The sequence below is a fragment of the Pseudomonas sp. G5(2012) genome (genome assembly GCF_000408945.1).
In the GTDB taxonomy this organism is placed as follows: Bacteria; Pseudomonadota; Gammaproteobacteria; order Pseudomonadales; family Pseudomonadaceae; genus Aquipseudomonas; species Aquipseudomonas umsongensis.
In genome coordinates this window covers 1-11,082 of sequence record NZ_APIO01000199.1, presented here as the reverse complement: position 1 = coordinate 11,082, position 11,082 = coordinate 1, and the positions used below count along the sequence as shown (strand labels likewise).

The 11,082-nt window shown below is 61.1% G+C and carries 9 protein-coding genes; 1 reads left to right on the top strand and 8 read right to left on the bottom strand.

All coding sequences use genetic code 11. The features are described 5' to 3' along the window. Positions 1 to 371 precede the first annotated feature (371 nt). From PG5_RS32505 to PG5_RS32480, 6 genes are read right to left on the bottom strand one after another with little or no spacing between them, the layout of a single operon-like run. Complete coding sequence (locus tag PG5_RS32505; protein ID WP_020801330.1) at positions 372 to 1,865, bottom strand: capsule polysaccharide export protein; 1,494 nt, start codon at positions 1,863 to 1,865, stop codon at positions 372 to 374. Beyond that, positions 1,862 to 2,473 (bottom strand): GNAT family N-acetyltransferase, encoded by a 612-nt coding sequence (locus PG5_RS32500; protein ID WP_042955982.1) that lies wholly within the window; start codon positions 2,471 to 2,473, stop codon positions 1,862 to 1,864. The genes PG5_RS32505 and PG5_RS32500 overlap by 4 nt, the downstream gene beginning before the upstream one ends. Continuing rightward, positions 2,463 to 3,971 (bottom strand): LTA synthase family protein, encoded by a 1,509-nt coding sequence (locus PG5_RS32495; protein ID WP_256229864.1) that lies wholly within the window; start codon positions 3,969 to 3,971, stop codon positions 2,463 to 2,465. Before PG5_RS32495 ends, PG5_RS32500 begins: the two co-directional genes overlap by 11 nt. A 4-nt stretch (positions 3,972 to 3,975) precedes the next feature. After that, complete coding sequence (locus PG5_RS32490) at positions 3,976 to 4,752, bottom strand: SDR family NAD(P)-dependent oxidoreductase (protein ID WP_020801326.1); 777 nt, start codon at positions 4,750 to 4,752, stop codon at positions 3,976 to 3,978. Then, positions 4,749 to 6,071 carry a capsule biosynthesis protein gene (locus PG5_RS32485; RefSeq protein WP_042955980.1) on the bottom strand — a complete coding sequence of 441 codons (1,323 nt, stop codon included), beginning with the start codon at positions 6,069 to 6,071 and terminating at the stop codon, positions 4,749 to 4,751. Before PG5_RS32485 ends, PG5_RS32490 begins: the two co-directional genes overlap by 4 nt. After that, complete coding sequence (locus tag PG5_RS32480) at positions 6,008 to 8,041, bottom strand: capsular polysaccharide biosynthesis protein (RefSeq protein ID WP_042955979.1); 2,034 nt, start codon at positions 8,039 to 8,041, stop codon at positions 6,008 to 6,010. Before PG5_RS32480 ends, PG5_RS32485 begins: the two co-directional genes overlap by 64 nt. 989 nt (positions 8,042 to 9,030) lie before the next feature. Between PG5_RS32480 and PG5_RS32475 the strand changes: the two genes are divergently transcribed. Next, positions 9,031 to 9,261, top strand: coding sequence for a DUF6124 family protein (locus PG5_RS32475; protein WP_020801322.1), 231 nt, complete (start codon positions 9,031 to 9,033; stop codon positions 9,259 to 9,261). Positions 9,262 to 9,379: 118 nt separating this feature from the next. Here the strand turns inward: PG5_RS32475 and PG5_RS32470 are convergent, their stop codons facing one another. Further along, complete coding sequence (locus PG5_RS32470; RefSeq protein ID WP_020801321.1) at positions 9,380 to 10,438, bottom strand: phosphotransferase family protein; 1,059 nt, start codon at positions 10,436 to 10,438, stop codon at positions 9,380 to 9,382. Positions 10,439 to 10,667: 229 nt separating this feature from the next. After that, a partial coding sequence (locus PG5_RS32465) for an HAD family hydrolase (RefSeq protein WP_020801320.1) occupies positions 10,668 to 11,082 on the bottom strand: 415 nt, incomplete at its 5' end.

Here is an 11,082-nt window from a genome sequence, read left to right as displayed (position 1 = left end):
GCCTGACAGCCGACCTGATTGCAGGCTTGTCCGCGATCCCCTGTAGGAGCGAGCCTGCTCGCGAAAAACCTGAGGGCACCACGGGGTTTCAGGCACCCCGTATCATCGTTGACGACCATCGTCGGAACGCCGCCCGGAGCATGCTCGCGCCTACAGTGCTCGCCGCACTCCGATCGAGGGGGCAAGAAGATCAAAAGGCAAAGCGAGGTGTCCCGATCGGGAGCCGTACGCACTTCCCTCTGTAGGAGCCGGCTTGCTGGCGAAGGCGGCCTTATAGCCGACCAGCCACTCACGGCTGTACCCAATCCAATGTAGGAGCGAGCATGCTCGCGATGAACCAGAGAGCCCCGCGGGCTACCAGGCACCCCGCGTCATCGTTGACGACCATCGCGACGGTGCGACGATTCGACATGCTCGCTCCTACAGTGCTCGCCGCGTACGAACATCCCCTTGAGGTACCGCCGAATCTGTCGATAACGTGCGCAGCTCTCGAGCAAGCCGGCTTTGGGGTGGGCCTTGTGTGCCTGGGCCTGTTGCGGGCTGCAAGGCAAACCACGTATCTGCGCCAGCGGTTGTTCATCCCCGCACGGCAACTCCATCGCATCCGGGCGGATACGCCACATTGTCACGCCATGGGCCTCGGCACGGGCTTGCAGCTCACCCGATTCACAGGCATGCCACACCAACAGCTTCCCCGTTTCGCGAGCCACGGTCGGGATCAATCCGGCGTTGTCGCGGGCGAAGGTCAAACGACCCCAGCGGCTATTCAATAATCTACGCAGCGCCGACCGCTCGCGCCGAGGCACGCCAACCACCGTCACGCTACCGGCAAACAGGCTGTCCTGCTGCTTTTGCCGGGCCAGTTGGCGGGCCACGGTCATCACGTCGCAGCGCTGGTCGGTCAGCGGGTCGACGTAACGGCAATAGCGGATATACGCCGCCGCCACCAACTGCTCCAGGGTCGGGCGTGCCTGGCGACGGGGAATGGCCAGGCGGTCATCGGTCAAACCCCAGCCGGCATAGAATGGCAGGCCGAAACAGGTCACCGGGATGCCCTGGATCAACGCCTCAAGCCCGGCCTGGCTGGTGCCCACATACACCCGTTGGGCCCGGCGCGCCAGGGAAGCCCAGGAAACATGACGACTCTCCAGCACCAGGCCGCGTTCGCGCGCGGCGTCGAGCAGGCAGCTTTTCTTGTGGCCGTTGACGCAGTCCGGGTGAATCCGCACCCGCACATCCGCCTCGGGATTTTCCGCCAGCGCCGCGTCGAGCATGCGAATAAAGTCCGCTTCACACAGCCCGCCACCGGGAATCGAAAAGTCGCCGTAGGTCTGGTCCACCACCAGCACCAACGGCCGCTCACGCCCCAGCGGATCGTCATCGCTCAAGTCCGGCGCATTGTTGTATTTGCCGATGCCGCTGCTGCGCATCAGCGCAATCAACTCCCGCGCGGTGGCCAAATCTGCATCGCTCAAGGTGTGCGGCACCTGCAGGATGTTTTCCAGCAGCGACGGCCGATCGGCCAGGTAGTGAATGCCGATCGGATCGACCACCATCGACATCGGCGTATCGCCTTCCACCCCCAGCGACGAAGAACGCAAAAAGCCGTCCTCCAGCGCCACATAGGGAATCCCCCAACGCTTGCACAGCACCCGGGCGTGGTCCGACGAGCTTTTGTAGCCGATCCCGGAAATCGCCTTCAACCCCGCCGGCCGCTGTCGACCGCGTCGCCACAACCACTGCGGCGTTCCTTCAGGGTCGAGAAATTCGCCCAGGTGAAAGACTTTCCACATCACCCATTGCGACATGATGCCCACCCAGCCGGGGCCTTCAACCAGGGACTCAAGGGCGACGGGTCGATTCATTTCGGGGGCACTCGTGAAAGGGGCGACAACGTGCGACGCAGATTGATGACAGTTGGAATCGGCACCAGGCGGCTGAGCCAGCTCATGGTGCGTATCGACACAAAGCCGTGGTGGGCATAGAACGCCCGGGCGGCGAGGTTTTTCGCTTGCACTTCCAGCTCGACTTTTTCCTGCCCGCAGCTCAAAGCCTGCTCGCACACAGCCTGCAGCAAGGCGCTGGCAACGCCCTGGCGACGGGCGACTTTGCGCACGCGCAAGCCATACAGGTAAAACCCGTAATACCACTCGCGACACTCGCTAATCATGAACAACCCATAGCGCAGCGAGCCCCCCAGCCAGCCGAACTCACGCACGAAGGGCGCGGGGCCAGGTGAAAAAGGCCCGCGTCGATGGTGTTTGAACGCCGCGTAACCGATAGCGCCTTCACTGCGATAGGCAATCAACACCCGATCCCAATTGATCCCGTCCGCCAACAGGCGATGACGACATTCTTCATCGCCGAGGATGAACGCCAGCGAGCCGCGCCCCGAGGTGATCCAGCGTGCAATCGCAGGCTCGCGCTCCGAAAGGCTGGAAGCCAGGACGATCTGCACGGGTTCATGCTGCATCGCCTACCGACGCCAGGTGATCGATAAACGTCTTGGCCAAATGCTCGACCCCCATATCCATGGGAGCACTGGCGCTACGCACGCGATTGGACCAGATGAAATACTCGGTATCGCCATCCGGCTCACCCAGGGCGCCATACACGTCGGGCAGGATCGGCACGTGGTCACCGAAGAAACACAGCCCGGCCGGCGTATCGCGGGCCAGCAAGTGCTCGCGCAATTGGCCGAGCATGCGGTCGGCATTAGCCAGGTGGCGCACATACGGCGCCAGGTCGCGCAGGCCTTCAGCCAGAGGACGGTCAAACCACTGCGCGAGATCGGTCGCCTCGACGTTTTCCAGGTGCAACGGCCCATGGTTCTCCATGGTGATGGCATGGATGTACAACGGCTGCGTGCGACCCGGCGCATCGAGCAATTCGCGGATCTTGTCGGCCACGGCGCAGTCACCGATAAACGGACCGGCCTTCTGCTGCTCGGTGAAGCTGCGCACGTCGATGAACTCGTCGAAGCCCAGCGCCGGCAGCACCTTGTCGCGACCGTAGAAACTGCCCACATAAGGGTGCACGCACACCGTGCGATACCCTCGGCGCTTGAGTTCCAGCGCGACACTGGCAACCCCCTGGCGCGCCAGGTGGCGATAGGGATTGAAGCGATGGACGCCGAGCTGGTCGACCTTGATCCCGGTCAGGAAGGCGAACTCAGTCCGCACCGTATTCGCACCCCAGGCCGCCACTTGCAAACGGCCCTGGGCCAGCGCTTCACCCCGCAAGGTATCGAACTGTTCGAGGACCTGCCCACGAACGCCGGGCCAAAGCCTGCGCGCATCGAAAAACGATTCGCTCTGCACCGACACCAGGTCCGCCAGGGTGGCATCGGCCATTGGGCGTGCTTCCTCGCCAAGGAACGGCGAGTTCAAAGACGCCAGCGCCACCGGACGCCGAGCGGCAAAAAAGTACGTCCACAAACTGGCCGCCAGGCCCCAGCGACCCAGGTCCAGGCCAGCGTCAAAGGTCGGTTTCAGGGGCTTGAAGCCACCCAGCCAGAGCAACGCCAAACCCCCGAGCAAGGTGCCCGTCGCCACGGCGCGGGCATTGGCGCCGACCGGCTCGAAATACAGCCCACAGCCCAGGTAGACCACAAACAGCAACGCCAGGCCAATCGCCTTGCCAATGCCGAAAAACGGCAGGTACAGGCGCGGAAAACGCACCGCATCGCTGAAGTATTCGAAGTCGGCGCAGACGAAGGGCTCGCGCAGCGAATGGTACTTGGCGTTGCTCACCAACACGATCAACAGCCACAGGGCCAACACGTTCACCGCGCTGAACCAGGCGCGGCCGGTGATCAGGTACAGCAAGCCGACGGCGAACGCCCAGGCACCGGCGTGCAGCAGCCAGGCGCGCAGCGGGCGACGCCAGCCGGGGCAGGGCACCAAGAGTCTTTCGAACCCGCACGACAACAGAAAACCGAGCACAACCACCCAGCCAAACGCACTACTCAACACATCAGGCACCGTAATCCAGCCACCGCAAAATGATCGACGACAGCCGTGGCGGAATGACTCCCAATGCCCAGCATCCAAGGTTCAGCGGGAACGGAAAACTGATCCGCGCCTGGTTCGCCGCCAGGCCGCGGCGAATCCTGCGCGCGGCTTTGTCCGGTGCCCAGAGCAAGGGTTTGGGCCCGGGCATCTCAAAGCACATCTTCGATTCGACGTAGCCAGGCATGATCACGTTGATCTTCACCCCGTCCACCGCCACCAGGTCGCGCATGGCTTCGCCGTAAGCCTTGATCGCCGCCTTGCTCGCGCTGTAGCTCGGCGTGGCGGGCAACCCGCGCCAGCCGGCCAGCGAACTGAACAGGGCGATCTGCCCGGATTTGCGCGCGCGCATAAACGGCAATGCGGCCTGCACCGTGGCCAGGGCTGCCAACACATTGATCTCGATCAGCGCCTGGGACAGCGCCCAGACTTCGCCCTCGCCATTGTCGCCTGCGGAGGTGTTGACCCCGGCGCCGACGATGATCAGGTCCGGCGCCTCGCTCTCGCTGATCTCACTGATCCAGCGGCGCAAGGCTTCCAGGTCCTGGACATCGAGCGGCTGCAGCAACACCCGCGCACCGAGGGCGCGGCACTGCGCGGCCATTTCTTCCAGGCGATCCAGGCGCCGGCCTTGCAGGATCAGGGTCACCCCCGGCGCCGCATACGCAGGCGCCAGGGCACCACCGATGCCGCCTGTGGCACCGGTGATGAGAATGCAGCGTGGAGACTTGTGCAGCGTCATAGGTACTGTTCGATCTTCGAGGTTTTCGCCATCAACACTTCCAGGGAGTTGTTCACCGCCATGTCGATGCCACAGCGGGTATAGAAGCCGCCGTTGACCTGCGTGGTGTGAATGACCGTGCTGCGAAAACGTTGAAACAGCGTGGAGTCAGGGGGTTCCGGGTGGTCCCAGAACGCGTCGAGGCCGCCCTGGTGGGTCAGCCCCTTGAGGTTGTAGATCGGGTCGCTCAGGGCGATGGTCGGCACGTTGTGCATCAGCGACGAGCCGCCCACGGTACTGTTGACCGTGACCACGCCGGCCACGTGCGACAGCAGCGTCGGCATGTGCCCGCTCTCGAGGAAGTCCACGCGGTCTTCGATGCCCAGCTTGTGGGCAATGCGCCGGGTGATGCGCTGATAGTTGACGATACCGGGCGTCAGCGGATGGTTCTTCACCACCAGCCGCGCATCGCTGCCGGCATGGCGGGCGAACGAGCCCATCACGTGCTTGAGCACATCCTTCATATGGCGGAACGGCGAGTGATCGCGGATCTGCGCATCGCTGTCCAACTGCAAGGGCAGCAGGAAGGTGCGGTTGCGATTGCGCGCCACCTCGCTGATCACCTCGGAATCGCGACCCTTGGCGCTCAACAGCCGAATGCCCTGGCGAATGTAGCCCGCATACTCCACCGCCGCGTTGAACGGCGCGTGGGTCTTGTAATGGGGAAACACCACTTTGTTCAGCGCGCCACCGACGTGATACATCACATCGTGCAGCGCCCGGGAGGCAAACGACAGGCGAAACTCGTTGCCGTTGTGATAACGCGGAATGTACTTGCCCACCTCGCGATACCACTCCGGGTCCCGGGGCAGCAGCGAGTGATTATTCACACCGTTGCGCTCAAGGGTGATCCAGTACGGCCGGAAGTAACCTTCCTCGAACACGTGCACACGAATCCCCAGCGACTTGGCCAGCGTCACCGCCGGTTGATGCACCGGCCGGCAATCGCCGAACAGCACCACGTCGGTGATGTGCTCCGTCTTGAAGCAGTGGCTGTAGAAATCCGCCAACTGCTCGGGGCGCGCCGAGTAATACACCCGCGCACCGCTGCCATACAGGGTATCGCCCATGTTGAAACTGACGGACTTGACCTGCTGTCCCTCGTTTCGCAGGGCCTGGGCCAGGCGCGCGAAAAACGGCGAACTGACGCCCTGCAAGAACAGGAACGAGTTGCGCGGCTTCACCGGCACCGGTCGCAGGGAGCGCTGCTTGGGAATCAGGATTGCCTGAGGCGTGGTTTCAAAACCGTAAGGAGCAAACGCCGAATCATCTCTCGCCATGTTGGAGTTCTTCCTTGCGTTGGTACTTCATCCCAGTTCTGGATCTCGATAAGCGTGCGTTCAGGAGTGGTAAATTTTCGGGTGATGCGGCTGACGTAAGTCGGGTAGCGGATCAGCGTTGCGGCCACCAGCTCGTCGAGGCTCAAGCGCCGGGTGCGCCGAGCCTGAACGTCCGGGCTCAGGTCGCGATCCTCGGTTAACCCCCAACCGGCATAGAACGGCTGGCCATACGTGGTCACCGGCACACCGCGCAACAAAGCTTCGAAGCCCGATTGCGAAGTCAGCACATGCACCTCGTCGACCTCGGACAACAGAGAGTGGAAAGGCACATCGCCCACCACCTGGTTGCACCAGTCGCTGGTGCGTTCTTCGTCTACGCCGGCCTCGCGTGTGCCAGCCAGTACTTCGGGGTGCGGCTTGTACAACAGCCACGCCATCGGATGACGCTCGCGCACCGCCTTGAGCAAATCCAGGTTGCGGCGGATCCGGTGCGCGCCATAACGAATCGAAGCATCGGACTCCACCTGGCCCGGCACCAGAATCACCCGCTCGACACCGGCCGGGCGTTTCCACGGCGTGCCAGGCAGGTTGTACTTGGTCACGCCGGCCGCGCAGATCGCTTCCCGCAAGGCCGCCGCCCGCTGCAACAAGCCCGGTGCACAAGGCTCGTTTTGCAATATGTGTTCCAGACGCGAAGGGCGGGTGGCGTCGTAGTAAATGCCCAGGTCGTCGAACACCCAGGACAGGGGGCGGGTTTTTTTTGCGCCCAGGCCGACGGAGCGCAGGAAGCCGTCTTCGACGCGGCCGAGGTGGTTGGTGTTGTTTTGTTGTGCAACTGTCGAATCGTGCTGGCAGCCCCAGGTCACCACGGCTGAGCGGGTCTTCGAGCATTTGGGAGGTGGGACAAACTGGGTGGATGAGCCGTTAAAAAAATCCTGCACCAGAGGCTCTTTCCACTTGCTGAAACCGACCATGTGCAGGCTTTGGGGTAGGCGACTGCGCATCCGTCGCTGCAGACCCAGCCACGCCAACACAGTTTCGACCTGGCACGGTGCGCCCGTCTCCGGGTCGACGTAACGTGGGTATTCCACCAGCGCGGCATGCAGTAACTGTTCAAGACTAACCAGCTGGCGTCGCTCAGGCGCTGGCAGTGCATCAACGGTCAAGCCCCAGCCGGCATAGAACGGCATGCCAAACGTGTGCACCGGCACGCTCCACAACAGAGCATCAAAGCCCAGCTGCGAGGTCATCACGTAGACCGCCTGGACGGCCGACAGCAGTTCGGCGGGGTGCACATTATCGCTGATCACCTGCACCCGCGGATGTTTGCGCAATGCCGCCAGGTCGAAGTGCCCCTGCTTGCGCCCGGCCACCACATCCGGGTGAACCTTGACCACCACCGTACTCTGCGGGTGACGGGCCAGCGCGACTTCGAGCATGTGCTCGAAATCAGCAGCGCTGGCGCCTTGCAGCGAAGCATCGCCCCGCGTCTGATCAGCGACCAGTACGCAAGGCTGCGGCAATACACAGGTTTCGATCCGCGCGCCGTTGTACTTCGAAACGCGTTCCTCGCACCAGCTTGCTTGCAGGGCACGGGCACGATCGGACTGCGCCAGCGTCAGCGGCTGCGCAATCAATTGTTCCAGGCGAGAAGGGGCGGTGGCGTCGTAATAGATGCCCAGCGGGTCGACGATCAGCGACAACGGCGGGTCTTCAGCACCCAGGCCCACCGAGCGCAAAAAACCGTCTTCGACCGTGATCAGCGGCAACCCCGCAGCATCGGCTGCTTCCTTGGCACGCAACGCACTGGGCTTGCGCCCCCACGCCAACACATCATCGGCCCGGGCAATGTCGCCCACCGTTCCACACAGCAGCCGATACTCAGGCAACAGCGCGGGGAGGGTAGGGATTTGTTGCGCACCTTTAGACAGAATCAGCAAAGAGCGACGCGGTGGAGCGACATTGTCCATAAATAACAGCGGATATCCATATCGGGCGCAATCATCACTCAGGCGCGCATCAGTGCGCGTGCCTGGAGGAAATGCTCAATGAAATTTGGCGCAAATGATAATACAAACGTAGGGTAACCATTCATAAAAGTAGGAAGAATCTGACGACTTTTTCACATAAATCGACATTTCCCATCGTACCTGCAGCCCCGCCAATCAACGGCCCGATGAGTGGCATCCACAACGCTTACCGGGCGGTTGACAACCAAAAAAAGCCAGCCGCCGACCCTGCAGGAGCTTGCCAGCGAAGACCCCGGCACGTCCGATACCGGTGTTCTCGTGTCCCCGCCAAATGACGCGATGACACCGTTCAAGATAGAAGGCCGGCTCAAGGCAATCACTCGGTGCATCAAGGGCGGGTTCAGTGGGCGGACAGATCGCCTGAAGCGCTAGGCGAAGGCTTCGCCGTGCTAGCGTGATCAAGCTGTCGAGACCTTGCCGCTGGCTGTATGCAAGGCGTACGTGCGTGGTTTGAATCGACAGGATTTTCGGGCGAGTAATACAGGTCGTCTTCGTCATCTCGTAGGTGGCAATACCACCCATACAGCGATGCCAAAAGGGTGACAACGATTATGGCTATGAGGATGAAGATTAGATAACGCATCGTACTCGGCTGCCTTGTAATGCTGCGAGTGTATGGTTGAGATGCGTCCTTGCTTGTAAGTGAATTTAAGCCACTTGGAGAAACGGCTGTCTGTAGGGAAAAGCCCTAGATGACGGTTTTTTTTCCTTAGGATGTAGGAGATGGCTTGCCAGCGAAGACGTCCATCCCAGCAAATCCAAACCGCCTGGATTCACTCAACCCGCGAAGAAACATCCCACAACCCTTTCAGGTTGTCCCTCGGAAGCGGCATCTCTAGCCTTTGTCCGCCGCTGTCAAATCAGCGGCCGGGCATGGAACCCCGAATTCCAAACGGCTCAATAACATCACCAAGAGATGGAGCTTCGCCATGCCCAAATCCTCCCCAAGCACAATGTTTCTCATCGCCCCCGGTATCGATACCGAGACCTTGCTGGCCTACGCCTGTGAGTCGCTGAGGTCCGCCAACGTAATGGCCAGTGATTTCGCAACATTCGTCGACGGACCGCAGCGCAGTATGTTGTTGGGTATCCAGCAAGTGATCATGCTGGCTGATATGGCGGTGAATCGGGCGCTGGATAATCTCGATCCGCAAGAGTAATCACGCTCGCAAATCCTCCGGCATGAAGACGCCCTCTCATCAACCAAGCCCCCCTGTAGGAGCTGGCTTGCCAGCGAGGCGTCCTCACCTCAAACAAAGATCCTGTGTATCGACTCGCCTAACGGTCCGAAATCAACGGCAGCGCCAACAAGTACTCATACTTCTCATGCAACAGATCCAGCTTGCCCCGTCGCTGATAGTCAGCAATGGTCTTGGGCCTCAAGAAATGCCACAGCGCGTTCTGCAAGAAAAAGTAATCCACGTTGCGTAACGCGCTCTGCTGATCGAATCGCTCGTCCAATGCCTCGACATAAGCGTTCAAGAACTCGGCGCGCACCTTGGTAAAACGCGCCAGGTCCCCTTGGCGGAAAATCCCGCTCAAATAAGCGCCGCCATCGAAACCGACCCGACCGATCTTCACCTCGCTCCAGTCGATCATCTGCAAGCCTTCGGGCGATACAAAAAAATTCTTCGCGAGATAATCCATGTGGCAAAGGCAGCGCTGGGTATCGCGGGCCCGAGACTGGGCTTGGCGCAAGGCCGGCTGCAAGCGGCGCAGACGCTCGGCCAGGCCGTGAAAACGTACATCGTCGGCGGGCAGGTCCCTGAGGGAGGGCAGGTAACGCACGAAATTGAAACGCCAGCGCAGCAGATACCACGGGCGGAAATAATCCATTTCCCAGAACCGGTAACGCTGTCGCCAGTTGGCCGGCTGGAAGTGCCGATGGGACAGCGCCTCGATTTCTGCGATGCCCTGGGCAATCTGCGGCGCAATCCTGACCATCTGCGGTCCTCGCCCCTTCACGAAACGCGTGAAGATCAGGCTTTCCCGCAGAGTTTCAATTACCCCCAGGCAGCCCGGATGCTTGAAATGCTCGCCGCCCGCCAACACACCGCGCTCGCGATAGAAGCGCGATTCCAGGCTGGAAATGAACAGCAACTTGCGGATCGACTTTTCCACCACATCCAGACTCTCCCCGCTGGATCGATGAGTCAGGTGATGATGGCGTACGTAGTTGACGAACGAGGCATTGGACTCAAGGTCCCGGGTCGTGATGCTGTATTCATCCAGTGGGTGGCCGAGCACATGGCTCAAGCGTTTTTCCAGGTTGCCAGCGCCCCACCAGAACACATCGTCGCGACCAAACAGTCCATGTTGCTTTGATTCGTTATCCATGGGTTCCACTGTCAACATCCACTCCAGAGCACACCTGAACCTTTGTGTCCCGATTCAGGCGAGGCGCGATAGTACGGATTCCACCCATCAATTGCCAATTATCTGGCGCGCATTGGCCTGTTGTTGGGTAATTTCCTACAGGCGGTCCCCGACCAAATATCGATTTGCATAAACAAGAACGGGGCCCAATATCGGCCCCGTTACACGCTGCTATGTATGACTCGTCGGCTTACTGCGCCATCTTCGCCATCACCTGCGCATAACCCGCCGCAGTGCCCAATACCGCATCTTTGCCCTGCGCAAACAGAATACTGTCCGCCACTTCACGGAACGCACCGGTACCGCCCGCCGCATTCAGCACATGGGTGGCCGCCGCTTTCACATACACCGGCGCATCCGCTACGGCAAACGACAAAGCGCACGCTGCAAAGGCCGGCAGATCAATGCAATCGTCACCAATGCACGCCGTTTGCGCGGCGCTTACACCGGCTTCAACCATCAGTTGGTTGCACGCCGCCTGCTTGTCCTTCACGCCGAACTGGCAAAGGGTAATGCCCAGATCAGCCACGCGCTTGCGCAGCGTTGCCGAATCACGCCCGGACAACACAGCCACCCGCACACCGTTTTCTTCCAGCAATCGCATG